The sequence below is a fragment of the Bacteroides sp. MSSM.1001136sp1_RTP21357st2_D2_RTP21359_211015 genome, from assembly GCF_040913205.1.
Classification (GTDB): Bacteria; Bacteroidota; Bacteroidia; order Bacteroidales; family Bacteroidaceae; genus Bacteroides; species Bacteroides ovatus.
Window position 1 is genome coordinate 147,172 of sequence record NZ_JBDFVF010000005.1, and the last position, 18,409, is coordinate 165,580.

19 protein-coding genes are annotated in these 18,409 nt (G+C 43.5%); 5 read left to right on the forward strand and 14 right to left on the reverse strand.

Annotation, left to right across the window (positions count from 1 at the left end):
• The first annotated feature begins 291 nt into the window (after positions 1-291).
• The 5 genes from AB5217_RS05525 (at position 292) to dnaG (ending at position 6,562) form a co-directional block, all read left to right on the forward strand.
• On the forward strand, positions 292-1,140 hold the full coding sequence (locus tag AB5217_RS05525) for a prephenate dehydratase (RefSeq protein WP_004297266.1): 849 nt from the start codon (positions 292-294) through the stop codon (positions 1,138-1,140).
• Positions 1,115-2,293, forward strand: a complete 1,179-nt coding sequence (locus AB5217_RS05530; protein ID WP_032844052.1) for a pyridoxal phosphate-dependent aminotransferase — start codon at positions 1,115-1,117, stop codon at positions 2,291-2,293. The genes AB5217_RS05525 and AB5217_RS05530 overlap by 26 nt, the downstream gene beginning before the upstream one ends.
• 90 nt (positions 2,294-2,383) lie before the next feature.
• Positions 2,384-3,445 carry a bifunctional 3-deoxy-7-phosphoheptulonate synthase/chorismate mutase type II gene (locus tag AB5217_RS05535; RefSeq protein WP_004297264.1) on the forward strand — a complete coding sequence of 354 codons (1,062 nt, stop codon included), beginning with the start codon at positions 2,384-2,386 and terminating at the stop codon, positions 3,443-3,445.
• Between the two features lie 155 nt (positions 3,446-3,600).
• Complete coding sequence (locus tag AB5217_RS05540) at positions 3,601-4,374, forward strand: prephenate dehydrogenase (protein WP_004297263.1); 774 nt, start codon at positions 3,601-3,603, stop codon at positions 4,372-4,374.
• Between the two features lie 106 nt (positions 4,375-4,480).
• Positions 4,481-6,562 carry a DNA primase gene (gene dnaG / locus AB5217_RS05545; protein ID WP_004305478.1) on the forward strand — a complete coding sequence of 694 codons (2,082 nt, stop codon included), beginning with the start codon at positions 4,481-4,483 and terminating at the stop codon, positions 6,560-6,562.
• 29 nt (positions 6,563-6,591) lie between these two features.
• Here the strand turns inward: dnaG and folE are convergent, their stop codons facing one another.
• The 14 genes from folE to AB5217_RS05615 all read right to left on the reverse strand — a co-directional run bounded on the left by folE (position 6,592) and on the right by AB5217_RS05615 (position 18,337).
• On the reverse strand, positions 6,592-7,182 hold the full coding sequence (gene folE / locus AB5217_RS05550) for a GTP cyclohydrolase I FolE (protein WP_004297261.1): 591 nt from the start codon (positions 7,180-7,182) through the stop codon (positions 6,592-6,594).
• Between the two features lie 7 nt (positions 7,183-7,189).
• Entirely contained in the window at positions 7,190-7,633 is a 444-nt protein-coding gene (locus tag AB5217_RS05555) for an SPOR domain-containing protein (RefSeq protein WP_004297260.1), read from the reverse strand.
• A 168-nt stretch (positions 7,634-7,801) separates the two neighbouring features.
• Positions 7,802-8,557, reverse strand: a complete 756-nt coding sequence (gene tpiA / locus AB5217_RS05560; protein ID WP_004297259.1) for a triose-phosphate isomerase — start codon at positions 8,555-8,557, stop codon at positions 7,802-7,804.
• A 107-nt stretch (positions 8,558-8,664) separates the two neighbouring features.
• Positions 8,665-10,023 carry a BT_3928 family protein gene (locus AB5217_RS05565; protein WP_004315468.1) on the reverse strand — a complete coding sequence of 453 codons (1,359 nt, stop codon included), beginning with the start codon at positions 10,021-10,023 and terminating at the stop codon, positions 8,665-8,667.
• Complete coding sequence (locus AB5217_RS05570; protein ID WP_004297257.1) at positions 10,013-10,555, reverse strand: DUF1599 domain-containing protein; 543 nt, start codon at positions 10,553-10,555, stop codon at positions 10,013-10,015. Before AB5217_RS05570 ends, AB5217_RS05565 begins: the two co-directional genes overlap by 11 nt.
• A gap of 122 nt (positions 10,556-10,677) precedes the next feature.
• On the reverse strand, positions 10,678-11,550 hold the full coding sequence (locus AB5217_RS05575; protein ID WP_032844058.1) for a peptidoglycan DD-metalloendopeptidase family protein: 873 nt from the start codon (positions 11,548-11,550) through the stop codon (positions 10,678-10,680).
• Between the two features lie 20 nt (positions 11,551-11,570).
• Entirely contained in the window at positions 11,571-12,035 is a 465-nt protein-coding gene (ndk, locus tag AB5217_RS05580) for a nucleoside-diphosphate kinase (RefSeq protein ID WP_004305483.1), read from the reverse strand.
• Between the two features lie 223 nt (positions 12,036-12,258).
• Positions 12,259-14,355 carry an ATP-dependent DNA helicase RecG gene (recG, locus tag AB5217_RS05585; protein ID WP_032844062.1) on the reverse strand — a complete coding sequence of 699 codons (2,097 nt, stop codon included), beginning with the start codon at positions 14,353-14,355 and terminating at the stop codon, positions 12,259-12,261.
• The gene (locus AB5217_RS05590; protein WP_004297252.1) at positions 14,356-15,015 is read right to left on the reverse strand and encodes a 2-C-methyl-D-erythritol 4-phosphate cytidylyltransferase; all 660 of its coding nucleotides are present in this window, start codon (positions 15,013-15,015) and stop codon (positions 14,356-14,358) included.
• A gap of 7 nt (positions 15,016-15,022) precedes the next feature.
• Positions 15,023-15,574 carry a DJ-1 family glyoxalase III gene (locus AB5217_RS05595; protein WP_004297251.1) on the reverse strand — a complete coding sequence of 184 codons (552 nt, stop codon included), beginning with the start codon at positions 15,572-15,574 and terminating at the stop codon, positions 15,023-15,025.
• Positions 15,575-15,601: 27 nt separating this feature from the next.
• Positions 15,602-16,477 (reverse strand): cell envelope integrity protein TolA, encoded by an 876-nt coding sequence (locus AB5217_RS05600; RefSeq protein ID WP_009000282.1) that lies wholly within the window; start codon positions 16,475-16,477, stop codon positions 15,602-15,604.
• A gap of 6 nt (positions 16,478-16,483) precedes the next feature.
• Positions 16,484-16,900 carry an ExbD/TolR family protein gene (locus AB5217_RS05605; RefSeq protein ID WP_004305499.1) on the reverse strand — a complete coding sequence of 139 codons (417 nt, stop codon included), beginning with the start codon at positions 16,898-16,900 and terminating at the stop codon, positions 16,484-16,486.
• A gap of 7 nt (positions 16,901-16,907) precedes the next feature.
• A complete protein-coding gene (locus AB5217_RS05610; protein WP_004297248.1) occupies positions 16,908-17,624 on the reverse strand; it encodes a MotA/TolQ/ExbB proton channel family protein in 717 nt (238 codons plus the stop codon).
• Complete coding sequence (locus AB5217_RS05615; protein ID WP_032844066.1) at positions 17,621-18,337, reverse strand: pyridoxine 5'-phosphate synthase; 717 nt, start codon at positions 18,335-18,337, stop codon at positions 17,621-17,623. The genes AB5217_RS05610 and AB5217_RS05615 overlap by 4 nt, the downstream gene beginning before the upstream one ends.
• Positions 18,338-18,409: the final 72 nt, after the last annotated feature.

The following is an 18,409-nucleotide window of genomic DNA, read 5'->3' on the forward strand; positions in this document are numbered from 1 at the left end:
TCATCTATTTTAGGCAAGAAAACAAAAAAAGTATCGTTTTTTGTTTGCATCTAACAGAAAATTATTACTTTTGCCCCAGAATTAAAAACCAAAGCAAAAAAGATAGATTCTAATGAAATCATTTACTTATGCATATTACTTCTTTTTTTACTTTTACTTTAGCAACAAAGTAGAGCGGGAGTTTGTATGTATCAAGTGACAGTGATGCTTAAGGACTGAATAGAGAAATCAATCATATGAATCCCGCTCCAATATGGACGCGGGATTTTTTTATATAATATATTTAGAACAATGAAAAAGATAGCAATTCAAGGAACACTCGGCTCATATCATGATATCGCCGCACACAAGTACTTCGAGGGAGAAGAAATAGAGTTAATCTGTTGTGCCAACTTCGAAGATGTGTTTACTTCGATACGGAAAGACAGCCAGGTTATCGGAATGCTAGCCATCGAGAATACGATTGCGGGAAGTTTGTTGCACAACAATGAATTGTTGAGACAAAGCGGCACACAGATTATCGGTGAATACAAACTGCGCATCTCGCACAGTTTTGTCTGTCTCCCCGATGAGAACTGGGAAGATCTGACAGAAGTCAACTCCCACCCTATCGCCCTGATGCAGTGTCGCGAATTTCTGAATCAACATCCGCAGTTGAAAGTGGTGGAAGGTGAAGATACGGCCCGCAGCGCAGAAATCATCAAGAATGAAAATCTGAAAGGACACGCTGCCATCTGCTCCAAAGCAGCAGCTGAACGTTACGGTATGAAAGTCCTTCAGGAAGGTATTGAAACAAACAAGCACAACTTCACCCGTTTTCTGGTTGTTGCCGATCCCTGGCAAGTAGACGAACTCCGTCAACATCATGCCAATGCAACCAACAAGGCAAGTATCGTATTCACTCTTCCACATACGGAAGGCAGCCTGTCACAGGTTTTATCCATTCTATCGTTCTATAATATCAATCTGACAAAAATTCAATCGTTGCCTATCATCGGACGGGAATGGGAATACCAGTTTTACGTAGATGTAGCTTTCAACGATTATCTAAGATACAAGCAGTCTATTGCTGCAATCACTCCATTAACCAAAGAACTTAAATTATTAGGCGAATATGCAGAAGGAAAGTCAAACGTATAAAATCGCTCCTGCCGACAGATTGGCAAGTGTTAGCGAATACTACTTCTCAAAGAAGCTAAAAGAGGTAGCACAGATGAATGCAGAGGGAAAGGATGTTATCAGCCTCGGTATCGGAAGCCCTGATATGCCTCCCTCAAGGGAAACCATCGAAACATTGTGCAACAATGCTCATGATCCCAACGGACACGGTTATCAACCGTATGTAGGTATCCCTGAACTGCGCAAAGGCTTCGCTGCCTGGTATCAACGCTGGTATGGAGTGGAACTGAATCCGAATACGGAGATACAGCCTTTAATCGGCTCTAAAGAAGGAATTCTCCATGTTACGCTGGCATTCGTCAATCCGGGTGAGCAGGTGCTAGTCCCGAATCCGGGATACCCTACCTATACTTCTTTGAGTAAAATACTCGGAGCGGAAGTTATCAACTACGACCTGAAAGAAGAAGATGGCTGGATGCCTGACTTCAAGACACTGGAAAAAATGGATCTTAGTCGCGTAAAACTGATGTGGACCAACTATCCCAACATGCCGACGGGAGCCAATGCAACTCCGGAAATCTATGAACGTCTCGTTGACTTTGCCCGTCGCAAGAATATCGTAATTGTGAATGATAATCCGTACAGCTTTATCCTGAACGAAAAACCTATCAGTATTCTAAGTGTACCGGGAGCCAAAGACTGTTGCATCGAGTTCAATTCTATGAGCAAGAGCCACAATATGCCCGGCTGGCGTATCGGCATGCTAGCGTCAAACGCGGAATTCGTACAATGGATATTGAAAGTGAAAAGCAATATCGACAGCGGTATGTTCCGTGCCATGCAACTGGCTGCAGCTACCGCCCTTGAGGCTGAAACAGACTGGTATGAAGGTAATAATAAGAATTACCGCAACCGTCGTCACCTTGCCGGTGAGATCATGAAAGCATTGGGATGCACCTACGATGAGAAACAAGTAGGCATGTTCCTCTGGGGAAAGATTCCTGCTTCCTGCAAGGATGTAGAGGAACTGACAGAAAAGGTGCTGCATGAAGCAAGAGTGTTTATCACTCCGGGATTTATCTTCGGCAGTAACGGAGCAAGGTATATTCGTATCTCACTTTGTTGCAAGGACAATAAGCTGGCAGAAGCTCTGGAAAGAATTAAAAGAATCTAACCTCTTACAAAGAGAGAACGACAGCAGAATGAGACAACAGAACAATTTCAATGAAAACAAGTTATTAAAAGAATAAAAACAAATAAGAATATGGAACTCGAATCAATTTTATTACCGGGCGTTGAAGCTAAAAGACCGATTGTCATTGCCGGCCCGTGTAGCGCAGAAACAGAAGAACAAGTAATGGATACAGCCAAACAACTGGCTGCTAAAGGACAAAAAATATATCGTGCCGGAATCTGGAAGCCGCGTACCAAACCGGGAGGTTTCGAAGGTATCGGTGTAGAAGGTCTTGCCTGGTTGAAAGAGGTGAAGAAAGAAACTGGAATGTATGTTTCTACAGAGGTAGCAACAGCCAAACACGTTTACGAATGTCTGAAAGCGGGAATCGATATTCTTTGGGTAGGTGCACGCACCACTGCTAATCCTTTCGCCGTACAGGAAATCGCTGACGCACTGAAAGGGGTTGATATCCCTGTATTGGTTAAGAACCCGGTGAACCCGGATCTCGAATTATGGATCGGAGCACTGGAACGTATCAACAACGCTGGTTTGAAGCGTCTGGGTGCTATCCACCGAGGTTTCAGCAGTTATGACAAAAAGATCTATCGGAATCTTCCCCAATGGCATATTCCTATCGAACTGCGCCGCCGCATCCCTAATCTTCCGATTTTCTGTGATCCGAGCCATATCGGTGGAAAACGTGAGTTGGTTGCACCGCTTTGCCAACAGGCTATGGACTTGAATTTCGACGGTCTGATTGTAGAAAGCCACTGCAACCCGGATTGCGCATGGAGCGATGCTTCTCAACAAGTTACTCCGGACGTACTCGACTATATCCTCAATCTGTTGGTAATCCGTACGGAAACACAGTCTACCGAAAGTCTGGCACAACTCCGTAAACAGATTGATGAATGTGACGACAATATCATTCAGGAATTAGCAAAAAGAATGCGTGTGGCCCGTGAAATCGGTACTTACAAAAAGGAGCACGGAATCACAGTTCTTCAAGCCGGACGTTACAATGAGATTCTGGAAAAACGTGGCGCGCAGGGCGAACAATGCGGTATGGACAGCGAGTTTATGAAGAAGATTTTCGAAGCCATCCACGAAGAATCAGTTCGTCAACAGATGGAAATTATTAATAAGTAGTTAGAGTGAAGGTGTGTCATAATGAATAATAAAACGCAGATTAACGCAAATTATCGCAGAAATAATTTTATAAGTCGTTGATTAATATATCAATATAGTTGAAATAATCTGCGATAATTTGTGTTTTGACACACTCTCACTAAATAATAAACATTATGAGAATATTAATCCTTGGAGCCGGTAAAATGGGCTCCTTCTTTACTGATATTTTGAGCTTTCAACACGAGACGGCCGTGTTCGACGTCAACCCGCACCAGTTGCGTTTCGTCTATAACACGTATCGTTTCACTACATTGGAGGAGATTAAGGAATTTGAACCGGAACTGGTTATTAATGCTGTTACAGTGAAGTACACGTTGGATGCCTTTCGCAAAATACTGCCTGTATTACCGAAAGACTGTATCATTAGTGACATTGCCTCTGTAAAAACAGGATTGAAGAAGTTCTACGAAGAAAGTGGTTTCCGCTACGTTTCCAGTCACCCTATGTTTGGCCCGACTTTCGCAAGTCTTAGCAATCTAAGCAGCGAAAATGCCATCATCATCAGTGAAGGCGACCACCTGGGAAAAATATTCTTCAAAGACCTCTACCAGACATTACGGTTGAACATCTTCGAATATACATTTGATGAGCACGACGAAACAGTAGCCTACTCGCTTTCTATTCCGTTCGTATCGACGTTCGTATTTGCTGCCGTAATGAAACATCAGGAAGCCCCGGGAACTACGTTCAAAAAGCACATGGCAATCGCCAAAGGGCTGCTAAGCGAAGATGATTACCTGCTTCAGGAAATACTGTTCAACCCACGCACTCCGGGACAAGTGACTAATATCCGGACAGAGTTGAAAAACCTTCTCGAAATAATCGAAAACAAGGATGCGGAAGGTATGAAAAAGTATCTGACGAAGATCCGGGAAAAGATTAAATAATCAATACCGGTGCCAAGATTTAACGATCCCCTGCAAAAAAGTTCTTTGCAGGGGATTTTTTTATGTGTACCTTTGTATCCGCAAAAACGGATTCACAGGAGAAAGAATGATAGATCAAATTACCATAGACCGGATATTGGACGCGGCACAAATTATGGATGTCGTTTCGGATTTTGTCACCCTGCGCAAACGTGGTGTCAATTATGTCGGTTTATGTCCGTTCCACAGTGATAAAACCCCTTCTTTTTATGTCTCTCCCGCCAAAGGATTATGCAAATGTTTTGCTTGTGGAAAAGGTGGAAATGCCGTGCATTTCATTATGGAACACGAGCAGATGTCTTATCCGGAAGCATTGAAGTACCTTGCCAAGAAATATAATATTGAAATCAAGGAGCGGGAATTAAGCGATGAAGAGAAGTTTGTGCAAAGCGAACGCGAAAGTCTGTTTATCGTTAATAACTTTGCACGCGACTATTTCCAGAACATACTAAAAAATCATGTAGACGGGCGTAGCATCGGTATGGCCTATTTCCGCAACCGTGGCTTTCGCGACGACATCATTGAGAAATTCCAATTAGGTTACTGCACTGAAGCCCACGATGCATTCGCCAAAGAAGCAATCCAAAAAGGATATAAGAAAGAGTACTTGGTAAAAACAGGACTTTGCTACGAAACGGACGACCACCGGTTACGGGATCGTTTTTGGGGACGTGTTATTTTCCCTGTACATACGCTTTCCGGCAAAGTGGTGGCTTTTGGCGGACGTGTACTTGCCAGTGCAACGAAAGGGGTTAAAGTCAAATACGTCAATTCGCCCGAATCGGAAATTTACCACAAAAGTAACGAGTTATACGGTATATATTTTGCCAAACAGGCTATTGTAAAACAAGACCGTTGCTTTTTGGTTGAAGGCTACACGGACGTAATCTCCATGCATCAATCCGGCATAGAGAATGTGGTTGCTTCCTCGGGAACAGCCCTTACACCGGGACAAATCCGTATGATTCACCGGTTCACCAACAACATGACTGTGCTTTACGACGGCGACGCAGCAGGTATCAAGGCTTCTATCCGGGGAATTGACATGTTATTGGAGGAAGGTATGAATATCAAAGTCTGTCTTCTTCCCGATGGGGACGACCCGGACTCTTTTGCCCGCAAGCACAACTCAACGGAATTTCAGACTTTTATCTCGGAACATGAAACGGACTTTATCCGCTTCAAAACGAACTTGCTACTGGAAGATGCGGGAAAAGACCCCATCAAGCGTGCGGAACTGATTGGTAATCTGGTGCAAAGTATTTCTGTCATCCCTGAAGCAATTGTCAGAGACGTCTATATCAAAGAATGCGCGCAGCTACTTCATGTAGAAGATAAACTGCTAGTATCAGAAGTTGCCAAAAGACGGGAAACTCAAGCAGAGAAGCGAGCTGAACAAACGGAACGGGAACGCCGGATGGCTGAAAGAACGGCTATGATGTCACAGGGCAGCACACCTCCTGAAGATGTTCCAATACCTAATGGAGATATTCCGTTACCTCCTGAAGTGGATGGCGGATATACAGATGTTCCTCCTGCTCTGCAGGAAGACAGTTATGCTTCCTTTATTCCGCAGGAAGGAAAGGAAGGGCAGGAATTCTACAAATTCGAGCGACTGATATTACAGGCGGTAGTTCGTTATGGAGAGAAAATCATGTGTAACCTGACTGATGAAGAAGGAAACGAAATTCCGGTAACCGTCATAGAATATGTGGTTAATGATTTGAAAGAGGACGAGTTAGCCTTCCATAATCCGCTGCACCGCCAAATGTTATCGGAAGCTGCTGCACACATGCACGATTCCAACTTCATTGCCGAACGTTATTTCCTGGCACATCCTGATCCGGTAATCAGTAAATTGAGTGTAGACTTGATTAATGTGCGTTATCAGCTTAGTAAGTATCACTCCAAGTCCCAAAAGATTGTGACGGATGAAGAGCGGCTCTATGAAATGGTTCCGATGTTAATGATTAACTTCAAGTATGCAATCGTAACAGAGGAATTGAAGCACATGCTTTATGCTCTCCAAGATCCTGCTCTTGCCCATGATAATGAGAAATGCGACTCACTTATGCAACGCTATAATGAGTTGAGAACCGTACAAAGCATCATGGCAAAGCGGTTGGGAGATCGCGTCGTTTTACGATAAACTTATTTGTTTAGTGAGCAGAAAATAGATTATACTCTTCCGTGTTGAATCAGATTCATAAACTCTTCACGAGTCTTTGCCTGATTGAAAGCTCCGGTAAAGTCAGAAGTAGTAGTAATAGAGTTTTGTTTTTCTACCCCACGCATCTGCATACACATGTGTTTGGCTTCCACCACCACCATTACTCCCAGTGGATTCAGCGTTTCCTGAATGCACTCTTTGATTTGCAGTGTCATGCGTTCCTGCACTTGCAGACGATGAGAGAATATATCGACTACACGGGCAATCTTACTCAACCCTGTGATATAGCCATTAGGAATATAAGCCACGTGCGCCTTTCCGTAGAACGGCAACATGTGATGTTCGCAAAGAGAGAAGAAATCGATATCTTTCACAATCACCATCTGGCTATATTCTTCCTGGAATTTAGCGGAGCGAAGCACTTCGTGAGGGTCCATGTGATACCCTTTCGTCAAGCTTAACATCGCCTTAGCCACCCGTTCCGGAGTTTTCAATAACCCTTCCCTTTCGGCATCTTCACCCAACAAAGTTATAATACTACGATAATGACTCTTTAACTCCTCCAGATTCGGAGAAACAATTTCTTCTTTTTCTAACATGATACAATTATAAAGGAATATTGATCTGGTCTCTTACAATAGAAACCTCTTTAAACACACCGGTAGCTTTCAACCGACGCATCATTGCGTCCGCTTCTTCAATGCTACGGAAATCACCTACACGACAAAGCCAACGAGGCGGATTGAACGAAGTATATACCGTCAATTCAGGAAAATACTCTTTCACACGCGATGCTACATGATAAGCATCATTCTTCGCCTGACGAGTATTGTTACCGGCATACGCCTGGATTCTGAATCCGGAAGTCTTTATTACTTTCTGTTCACCTGTTGCAGGACGTTCCATACCTATCAGAGCCTCGATGCGGGGATCTTGATGGATAGTCACCTTTCCTTGCCCCGGAATGTTACGTTCCAGACTCTTGATAATACTTTGCGCTTGCGCAAAAGTAGCTGTCAAAACAAACAATAGGGTAAGTAAAACTTTCATTATTAAACAGTTGATTGTTGATAAATGATAAATGACAGTTAGAGAATGACAGTCGGAAAATGATAGTTGAAAAGATAAACGATAGTCGATAGCAGGCTATAGTACATAGCAACTATCAACTATCATTTATCAACTATCATTTATCAACTATCATTTATCAACTATCATTTAATTGAAGGCATCAATGATACCTTTGAAATCAGATACTTTCAAAGCAGCACCACCAATCAAACCACCATCAACGTCCGGGTTAGCGAACAGTTCTTTAGCGTTAGAAGGTTTGCAACTACCACCGTAAAGGATAGAAGTATTGTCTGCGATTTCTTTACCATACTTGTTAGCTACGATAGAACGGATGAAAGCATGGATTTCCTGTGCTTGTTCAGGAGAAGCAGTTTTACCTGTACCGATAGCCCAAACCGGTTCGTAAGCCAATACAATCTTAGAGAAGTCTTCAGCAGACAGAGAGAATACAGATTCCATCTGTGCAGCTACCACTTCGTTCTGCTTGTTAGCTTCGCGTTCTTCCAACACTTCACCGATACAGAAAATCGGAGTCAGACCGTTAGCCAAAGCCAATTTTACTTTTTCTTCCAGGATAGCAACTGTTTCACCGTAGTATGCACGACGTTCAGAGTGTCCCAGAATTACATATTTTGCACCTGTAGAAGCAACCATTTCAGCTGAAACTTCACCTGTATATGCACCTGAAGCTTTGTCTGCACAGTTTTCAGCACCTACACCGATCTTTGCAGCGTCTACCAACGGAGTAACAGAAGCCAGGTGGATAAACGGAGTACAGATGATTACATCACAGTTAGGCTTTTCGTTAGCCAATGCTTCGTTCAATTCTTTAGCCAAAGCGATACCCTCTTGAAGGGTTTTGTTCATTTTCCAGTTTCCTGCAACAATGTTCTTTCTCATTTTGTTTTTTATTTTAAAGGGTTAATAAATTTACGATTTCACGATTGACAATTGAACGATCGGAATTAGCGTTCGTTACAGAGGCCGCTCGTTATCATTTATTTTTTTTATTCTTGTTCTTCTATTTTCGGATTCTCCGTTTTTAATTCTTTGCTTTTCATCTCTTCCTCTTGTTGCTTCCGCTTCGCGTTTTTCCGTTCTCTGCGGCGAACGACCAAAACATCCACCCCAAGCACTAACAACAATGGAATAACAAACCATAAGAATACATATCCTACCGTATGAGTGTCACTGCTCACCTTCTGCTTTCCTAACGGCAGATTTTCCAGTTTGTCCGTCAGCACATATTCATCCGGTATATCCTCATCGCTCCATTTATTCAAAATTGTTCCGTTCTTAATCAGTATCAATCCCGGATTGGAACGAACCATCGTCTTTAATGTAATATCATCCATCTGACAGAAAGGATATTCGGCTCCCGTCTTGTCCTTCCACAATTCGATCTGTTCTTCCGGTGAAGAAGTGAGGCAATAAAACTTATAGCCATGCTCCACCGAATAGTCATATATCTCATTAATCAAATCAATGTTACTATCATCCGCCTCTTCAATCCGATGGGCAACCAACAGGAAGGTGTATCCTATATCCGTCAATACATCGTCTGTTATATCTTCGCCCGTATTCAGATCAATCATAGAGAAATCGTGAATAGCCGGTTCATATCCTTTTTCCTTCAGGATTGTCCGTGTGTCGACAAATGTCCAGGTACTATCCGGATAGTTATCCAACGTAAATTCTTTCTTCTCTCCGTTCTTTTCCAGAATAAAGATGCTTTCATATACACTCGGTTTCGCTCCTTCGGGCATTGTCATTCCTTCCAGAATATTCTTTCCGATCTTGTAAGGACGAAAGTCTAAAACAGGCAGACGGTCCAGACAATAGAACGACAAAGTAAATACAAAGAACAACGTATAGAGAGAAACTAGCCACTCCATTTTCACACTGATAAAACGAACCAGCATCCTTCTGTGACGGAAAGCCATCATTGCTGCAAACAGCAGAACTATATTCTTACCGAATGTCTCCCAGTTCGTCAACACCCAGGCATCTCCAAAACAGCCACAGTCCGAAACCGGATCAAAGATGGCAAGATACAAGGTCAGTGGTGTCATGAAAATCATCAGCATCAAAGCCAACGAAGTAGCCAATGTTCTTCTGGTAGCAAAAAATAAGGAGATACCGATAAAAAACTCAACGGCTGACAAGATGATGCCTCCCAATAAAGGGAAGAATGAAGGGAACCAGGAAGCCATTCCGAATGCGGTCAGATAATCCTGGATCTTATACTGGAACCCCAGTGGATCAACTGCCTTTACAAATCCGGAAAAGATGAACGATGCCGCCAAAAGAAAGCGACACGTATTCGCCACTACCTCCTGAATGATATGTAAGTTCTTATCCTTCAAATTCTATCTTAATCAGTCCGAAAACAGAGTAATTAATCATATCCATATAATTGGCATCAATTCCCTCTGACACCAATGTGTTGCCGGCCAGGCTCTCAATCTGCTTGGTACGGTAAATCTTCATCAAGATCAAGTCTGTGTAAGAGCTGACACGCATGCTCCGCCAGGCTTCATCATAATCATGGTTTTTGGCAAGCATCAGGTCTAATGCCTCTTTTGCATACTTATCGTATAAAGCCATCGCTTCTTCATTGCTGATGTCGGCAGACTCGGCATAACCCAGTTCCAACTGGATGAGCCCGACAATGCCATAATTGACAATCGCAATAAATTCAGCACGGATTCCCTCATCAATCAAGGTCACTCCTTTGGTTTCAATACTACGAATCCGATTGGCTTTAATAAAAATCTGGTCAGTCACCGAAGCCGGACGCAGGATACGCCATGCAGGCCCGTAATCGTGCAGCTTCTTGGAAAATAAGTCACGGCACAAAGCGATGACATGTTCAAATTGTTGCTTGGTATCTTTCATCTTCTTCCAAATAGTGCGCAAAGGTAACAATAATTAAGTAAAAACAGAAAGAGGGCACTCTAAATTATATTAAAGTGCCCTCTCCTAAAGATATTGTATTACTGTTTTATAAGCTATATTTTTTATGAACAACGCAAAACCTGTCCGATACGCAAAGTAGTGGTCGGTTTGATACGGTTCAGTTTGCAAAGCGTGCTGACTGATACGCCACGCAATTTAGCAATGCGGGACAATGTATCGCCACTCTTCACCTTATGATAACGGATAGTACCGTCAGCCACTTGGGTATCATGAGAGCCTGCACGTTTCACACCTTTTGTTTTGCGGAACGTATAAGTATCGGAAACGATATCCTGTTTTGGAAAGTCAAACATATAAATCGGATTAATTGCAATTCCCAGGAAGCGGGTTTCGAAATGAAGATGCGAACCTGTAGAACGTCCGGTGTTACCACCCAACCCGATCGGTTCACCAGCTTTTACCAACTGATTTTCTTCAACCAACTGCTTAGACAAGTGTCCATATATAGTTTCCAATCCATTATCGTGACGAATGACTACATATTTACCGTACCCTCTGCGTTCATATTTCACAATACGTACCTTACCATCAAAAGCAGAAACAATCGTATCACCGATATTAACTTTTAAATCAAGGCCATTATGCATTCTTCTCCAACGCGGGCCAAAAGGCGAAGTTATTTTTGTACTCGGAGTCGGCATACGAAAACCCGTCAGGTCAATTGTATATGTTTCCGGAATAATCGCATTTCCATAAGAATGCGCATATTGATTATTCCAATTCGGATAAAGACTTAAAGCGGGATATTCGGATTGTTCGGCACGGATTTGCTTCTGCAATGCCAAAGAATCTACTGATTTTAATTTTTTGTCTATCGGTGCCTGGCGGGCAATCAGGTCTTGTGAGAAAGAGCTCAAGCTGACCATAGCCGCAACAGCGACCAATCCTGTTTTAATAATGCAATTGAAATTCATTCCTTTTTTATCAATTCTATTTAATATTCGTCATTTGCATACAGGTAGTTAAATGTCGCCTGCTTGTAATCGAATATTTCTTCCGGTTTAAAAAATCTCTTTAATTCAATAGCCGCAGTCTCCGGAGAATCAGAAGCATGAACTATATTTTCCTGAAAGCTCATGCTGTAATCCCCACGAATGGTACCCGGGGCAGCCAGACGTCCATTAGTTGGTCCCGCCAACGTACGGACTGTTTGAATAGCATCCACACCTTCGAAACAACAAACAATGACAGGAGCTGTCATCATCGAATCTTTCACACGCTGAAAGAAGGATTTGCCGCTAAGGTGGGCATAATGTTCGCTCAACAATTCATCAGTCAGTTGCATCATCTTCATGCCAGCCAACCGTAATCCTTTACGCTCAAAGCGATGAGTAATCTCACCAACCAATCCCCGTTGAAGGGTACACGGTTTTAAAATGACCAGCGTTTTTTCAAGCATAATACTCGACTTTGCAAATGGTTAAACAATACATTTACTAAAAAAATTCTTCCAAAGATAGTGTTTTCCTACGAAATGGCAAGGAAGTTATTAACTATTTTTCAGAAGCTTAGAACGAAAAGGAAGAGGAATCAGGTCGTTAAACTCCTATAAATAGGGAGAATAGAACCGAAATATGTTTTGCAACACATTTACGCAAATAAACTGCATGTTTAACCGTTTTTCAGCTTATGGCAGCCCAGTTAACATTCGTTTTCCGTAAGGCTTTAAGCTGTCGCCATAAGATTTCGTTCTCCGGACTTTGTGCTGCAGGGTCTTGTTCTACAATACTTTCAGCTATAGCACGAACGTATTGCAACAGTTGACCGTCGCGGACAATATCCGCGATCTTCAAATCGAAAGCGATACCGCTTTGCTGTGTACCTTCAAGATCACCGGGACCACGCAGTTTCAAATCGGCCTCCGCTATTTCAAAACCATCATTGGTGCGCACCATGATTTCCAATCGTTTCCGGGTATCCTCCGTCAACTTGTAATTCGTCACCAGAATACAATAAGACTGTTCTGCTCCACGCCCTACTCGACCGCGCAACTGATGTAACTGTGATAACCCGAAACGTTCTGCATTTTCAATAATCATCACCGAAGCATTCGGAACATTCACTCCCACTTCAATGACGGTAGTAGCCACCATGATCTGCGCTTTCCCCGAGACAAAAAGCTGCATTTGTTCATCTTTCTCGGCAGGTTTCATTTTGCCATGCACTTTACAAACCGTACACTTCGGAAACTCTTCCAGAATATGCTGATACCCTTCTTCAAGATTCTTCAAATCAATCTTTTCGCTCTCTTTAATCAGCGGATAGACAATATAAACCTGGCGTCCTTCGTCGATCTGCTTACGTACCGAACGATACATGCTTTCCCGGCGATTGTCGAATTGATGGATGGTAGTAATCGGTTTTCTTCCGGGTGGAAGTTCATCGATAACAGACACGTCCAAGTCACCGTACAAAGTCATCGCCAACGTACGGGGAATGGGAGTGGCAGTCATTACAAGTACATGCGGAGGTTGAACATTCTTACTCCAAAGACGGGCACGTTGAGCCACGCCAAAACGATGTTGTTCGTCAATCACAACGAAGCCTAAAGAAGAGAAATTGACAGTATCTTCAATAACGGCATGTGTGCCTATTAATATCTTCACATCTCCGGTCAACAATCCTGTCAGAATCGCTTCTCTCCTTTTTCCTTTAATCGAACCTGTCAGTAGCTCAACACGAATGTCCATGCCAAAAAGCAGTTCCTTGATGGTTTCGTAGTGCTGGTTTGCCAGGATTTCGGTAGGTGCCATCATACAAGCCTGATAGCCATTATCCAATGCCAGCAACATACTCATCAAGGCAACCAGTGTTTTTCCGCTTCCTACATCTCCCTGCAAAAGGCGATTCATCTGTCTGCCACTGCCGACATCGTTCCGTATCTCTTTCAACACCCGTTTCTGCGCACCCGTCAGTTGGAAAGGAAGATTCTTTGTATAAAATGTATTGAACACATCTCCCACTTTTTCAAAGATGTATCCACGATACCTTTTCTGCCTGTCTTTGGCATATCGGAGAATGTTTAACTGAACATAAAACAGTTCTTCAAATTTAAGACGGTATTGTGCCCGACGGAGGACGTCAGGATTGGTTGGGAAGTGGATATTCCGGAGCGCTTCCGTCAAAGGCATCAAATGATGCTCCGTCAGCAACTTGGGAGAAAGTGTTTCAGGTAGAGGCTCCTGTATCTGCTGAATCACCGTTGCCATCATCTTCTCAATCGCGTGAGAGTTGAGGAAACTGCGTTTCATCTTCTCCGTCGTACTATAATAAGGTTGCAGCCCCACCGAGGAAAGTTTCAAATCATCCGGTTTGTCTACATCAGGATGCGCCACATTGATACGTCCGTTGAAAACAGTAGGTTTGCCGAAAATAATATATTCCTCGTGAAGTTTATACTTTCCCAAGATGTACTTTATACCTTGAAACCACACCAAATCCACGACTCCTGTACCATCCGAAAAATGCGCTGTCAAACGGCGCTGCCGTCCTTCACCAATGGTCTCGAAACCGAGGATTTCTCCTTTCAACTGGATATACGGCATATTGCCATCTATTTCATGAATGTAATAGATGCGGCTCCGGTCAATATATTTATAAGGGAAATAATAAATTAAATCGTGCAAGGAATAGATTTCCAACTCCTTATTTAATACAGCGGCTTTTTGAGGGCCTACACCGGAGATAAATTTTATGTCGCGTGTGGCTAAATCGAACATTTATAAAAGAGCACTCCCTACTTTTAAATCGAAAGGAGTTGTTATTTTTATATTTTCACGGTTGCCTTCTGCCAGATAAACGGGCATTCCCATCGCTTCCACAACGGAAGCATCATCTGTAAAGAAGGGGGTAAATTCCTGGGCATAGGCTTGTTGCAGCAACTCTACATCAAACACTTGCGGCGTTTGCACCAGTTTATAATCAATCCGGCTGACTGTTTCACTTCCGGCATCTGTCAAATGGCGAAGCGTCTCTACTACATCCACCACAGGAATCACTGCTTTTTGCACCTCTGCCAACTCATAACAACGGCGAATCACTTCTACTGATACAAACGGGCGTACTCCATCATGCACTCCCACCAATCCCGGCTCTTGCACCAGTGCCAGCCCGTTCTTTACGGAATGGAAACGTGTTTCACCTCCTTCTGCAAGGACATGTTTTACCGTAAAATGATGTTCATCGCAAAGTTGCTTCCAGAAACTTTGTTGCTCCTGCGGAAGCACCAATATGATTTGAAGTGCCTCGTCATATCTCCTGAAGACTTCCAGGGTATGCATCAACACAGGTTTATCACCCATGGGAAGGAATTGTTTGGGAAGATCACTTCCCATTCGCAAGCCCTTTCCACCGGCGACAATGATTACATATTTCTTCATGGACGGTTTAGCGTTTAACGCACATCGCTTCTACCAGTTCGTCTACTTTTTCTTTACCTACCAACAGGTCAACGATTGTCAAGGCAAATTCCATAGCAGCACCTGGTCCCATACCCGTAATGATGTTTCCATCACGTACGACATGTGCATTTACACATTCGGCACCATCCAGATATTGTTCGAAACTCGGATAACAGGTAGCCTTCTTTCCTTTCAGCAGTCCCAGTTTACCCAACACCATCGGAGCAGCACAAATGGCAGCAATAGGTTTACCTTTTGCAGCAAAATCAAGGATCAATTTGCGCAATCCTTCGTGCTTGTCAAGTGTAGCAGCTCCCGGCATTCCTCCCGGCAACAACAAAAGTTCAGCATCAAAGAAATCACAATTCTCGAAATTAATATCGCAAAGAACGGATACATCATGTGCTCCTACTACAATTTCATCCGGTGTAACGGATACGATTTCTACATTCAGTCCGGCACGTCTCAACGTGTCAATAGCAGTAAAGGCTTCAATTTCTTCAAAACCATCTGCAAAAAAAGCGTATACAGTTCCCATAATGCTTAATATATTTGGTTAATGATACTATCTCAAGTTAAAATAATAGGTGATTGTCCCTGTCTGGTTATTCACTCCATCGATCGTATTAAAACGGGCTTTCTTAGCTGCATCCTCCGCCGCCTTACGCAAAGCGGAATTTACAGTGTTCGTTTGAGGGCTAATGCTGGTCGATATCACTTGCCCTGCAGGATTCACGGTGATATTCACCACTACACGTCCTTCTTCCTGCACATTATATACAGGCTTCGGCAAACTGCCCGTACCTAAAGAACGTCCGCCAAGGTCAAATGTTCCATAACCTCCGGTTCCGGTCTTCGCTCCGGTAGAAGAGTTACCCTCCTTGCTACCTTCGGTTCCCGTGCCACTAGCCGCTGTTCCTTTATTTCCTGTCATTTGCGCTCCTTTTCCAAACGCACCGGACACCCTCTTTCTGGCAGCTTCTTCGGCAGCCTTACGTTCACGTTCCGCTTTTTCTTCTGCCAGTCGTTTCGCTTCTGCAGCTTTTTCCGCTTCCGTTTTTTCCGGCTTCTTCACCGGTTCTTTCGGCTTGACCACCTCTTTAGGTTTCACCGTCTCTTTTTTCGGTTCTTCCGTCTTAGGCTTCAAAGTGACCGTTTCCTCTTCAGTCTGTGTCAGTAAATCCTGTTCAGAAGGGAGTTGCGGTTCTGTTTCCGCAGGCGGTGCTGCCGCATCTTCATCCATAATATCCACATCTACCAGAGAAGGATCATCAAAGCCGCTCGCTGTATCCACATTCCCCAGCATCACAGGCACTCCGCCTGCATCTTCATCCGGTTGGGGGACAGTAAAGCTCACCAGAATCAAAAGAGCAATCACTGCCACATGCACCAACAGTGCACCGAGCGCTCCTATGTATTCACCCTTTTTTCTTCTGTCCATTGTTTCTTATTTATTTTCAGGCGGGCGGGTAGCCAGCACCATCTTAAAATGATTCTCGTTTGCAATGTTCAATACCCTTACAATCTCACGATAAGGTACCGATTCATCTGCATACAATGCCACATACATTTCCGGTTCCTTCTCTGCACAACTCTGCAAAAATGAAGTCAGATCGTTCAGCGCCACCGGCTGCTCTTTTTCATTGCCGAAAGCGGCATAGAAATTCAAGTCCTTATCGATAACCACTCTTGTCAGCGGCTTGGCCGAAGTCTGCTGCTTGCCTTGAGGCAACAATACCTTTATGGCATTGGGCGACACCACCGTAGAGGTTATCATAAAGAATATCAGCAGCAGGAAGATGACGTCCGTCATGGAGGCCATGCTGAAATTGGGCGATACTCTATTTCTTCTTTTTAATCCCATCTGCCAATTATTTTGCAGGCTCGTTCAACAGGTCCATGAACTCCATTGTACGAGATTCCATTTTATTTACCACACGGTCTACCAGCATCACCAGATAATTATAGGCAAACATAGCGATGATACCGACAATCAGACCACCGACCGTTGTAATCATAGCTTCATAGATACCTCCCGAAAGCAAAGTGATATCAATGTTTCCACTTCCGGCATTCGCCATTTCGTAGAATGCGCGTACCATACCGGTCACCGTACCGAGAAACCCGAGCATTGGAGCACCTCCGGAAATAGTTGCCATCACAGTTAGTCCTTTTTCCAACTTTGCAACTTCAATGTTACCCACATTCTCAATAGCTACCTGCACATCGTTAATAGGACGTCCCAGACGGCTGATTCCTTTTTCTATCATACGTGCCGAAGGGGTATTCATCGTACGGCAATAGTTAATAGCCGCTTTGATCTCTCCACTATGAATATAGTCTTTAATCCGTTCCATAAACATGGGGTCCTCTTTTCCTGCTTTGCGAATCATGTAGTTACGTTCAAACAGGATATAGAAACAGATAACCGACAGTACGCCCAATACAATCATAATCCATCCACCCTTGACAGCCATATCAAGCATGTTCATTTCCGGAGCGTTTACCTCCGTCAGCACGGGGTTGGCAGTAGCCAGTGAGTCGGCCATATTCATAGCCCCTTGGGCTAACAAGATCATTGCATTCATGAGCGTAAACAGTTTTTATATTCCTGAATGGTACGTTCGAGTCCCAGATACAGTGCATCGCTAATCAACGCATGTCCGATAGACACTTCATCCACCCAAGGAATGTTTTTATAGAAATAATTTAAATTCACCAGACTTAAATCATGACCGGCGTTCAATCCGATACCCAGTTTACGGGCAGTCTTTGCAGCTTCGATAAAAGGAGCGATAGCTGCTTCCGGATTCTTCGGATAGTCCGTCGCATAAGGTTCAGTATACAGTTCGACGCGATCCGCCCCTGCTTTTGCCGCATATTCCACCATTTCAGGATCGGCTGCCACAAAAACGGAAGTACGAATGCCGGCACTGTTAAACTGATCGAGAACTTCCGTCAGGAATTCCTGATTTGCTTTCGTATCCCAACCTGAATTGGAGGTGATCTGTGAAGGATCATCGGGTACTAAAGTAACCTGATGAGGTTTTACTTTCAACACCAAGTCAATAAATTCCGGAGACGGATAACCTTCAATATTAAATTCAGTCCGCAACAGAGGACGCAAATCATATACATCAGAACGACGAATGTGACGCTCGTCAGGACGGGGATGAACGGTGATACCATCAGCCCCAAAAGATTCACAATCAAGCGCTACCTTTATTACATCGGGGACATTTCCTCCGCGAGCATTTCTTAGTGTAGCAATCTTGTTTATGTTTACACTTAATTTAGTCATAGTTCTACGTTATATTTGCCGCAAAAATACAAATATTATTATTAGTTGCCTAATAATACGAAACGCATTCTC

Coding starts and splice junctions, on each gene's coding strand:
- AB5217_RS05590 (WP_004297252.1), bottom strand. CDS start 15,015: ATGAAGAAATATGTAATCATTGTCGCCGGTGGAAAGGGCTTGCGAATG.
- AB5217_RS05570 (WP_004297257.1), bottom strand. CDS start 10,555: ATGAAAGATACCAAGCAACAATTTGAACATGTCATCGCTTTGTGCCGT.
- AB5217_RS05575 (WP_032844058.1), bottom strand. CDS start 11,550: ATGAATTTCAATTGCATTATTAAAACAGGATTGGTCGCTGTTGCGGCT.
- dnaG (WP_004305478.1), top strand. CDS start 4,481: ATGATAGATCAAATTACCATAGACCGGATATTGGACGCGGCACAAATT.
- AB5217_RS05555 (WP_004297260.1), bottom strand. CDS start 7,633: ATGAAAGTTTTACTTACCCTATTGTTTGTTTTGACAGCTACTTTTGCG.
- AB5217_RS05525 (WP_004297266.1), top strand. CDS start 292: ATGAAAAAGATAGCAATTCAAGGAACACTCGGCTCATATCATGATATC.
- AB5217_RS05540 (WP_004297263.1), top strand. CDS start 3,601: ATGAGAATATTAATCCTTGGAGCCGGTAAAATGGGCTCCTTCTTTACT.
- folE (WP_004297261.1), bottom strand. CDS start 7,182: ATGTTAGAAAAAGAAGAAATTGTTTCTCCGAATCTGGAGGAGTTAAAG.
- AB5217_RS05610 (WP_004297248.1), bottom strand. CDS start 17,624: ATGAATGCAATGATCTTGTTAGCCCAAGGGGCTATGAATATGGCCGAC.
- tpiA (WP_004297259.1), bottom strand. CDS start 8,557: ATGAGAAAGAACATTGTTGCAGGAAACTGGAAAATGAACAAAACCCTT.
- ndk (WP_004305483.1), bottom strand. CDS start 12,035: ATGCTTGAAAAAACGCTGGTCATTTTAAAACCGTGTACCCTTCAACGG.
- AB5217_RS05535 (WP_004297264.1), top strand. CDS start 2,384: ATGGAACTCGAATCAATTTTATTACCGGGCGTTGAAGCTAAAAGACCG.
- AB5217_RS05600 (WP_009000282.1), bottom strand. CDS start 16,477: ATGGACAGAAGAAAAAAGGGTGAATACATAGGAGCGCTCGGTGCACTG.
- recG (WP_032844062.1), bottom strand. CDS start 14,355: ATGTTCGATTTAGCCACACGCGACATAAAATTTATCTCCGGTGTAGGC.
- AB5217_RS05595 (WP_004297251.1), bottom strand. CDS start 15,574: ATGGGAACTGTATACGCTTTTTTTGCAGATGGTTTTGAAGAAATTGAA.
- AB5217_RS05530 (WP_032844052.1), top strand. CDS start 1,115: ATGCAGAAGGAAAGTCAAACGTATAAAATCGCTCCTGCCGACAGATTG.
- AB5217_RS05615 (WP_032844066.1), bottom strand. CDS start 18,337: ATGACTAAATTAAGTGTAAACATAAACAAGATTGCTACACTAAGAAAT.
- AB5217_RS05605 (WP_004305499.1), bottom strand. CDS start 16,900: ATGGGATTAAAAAGAAGAAATAGAGTATCGCCCAATTTCAGCATGGCC.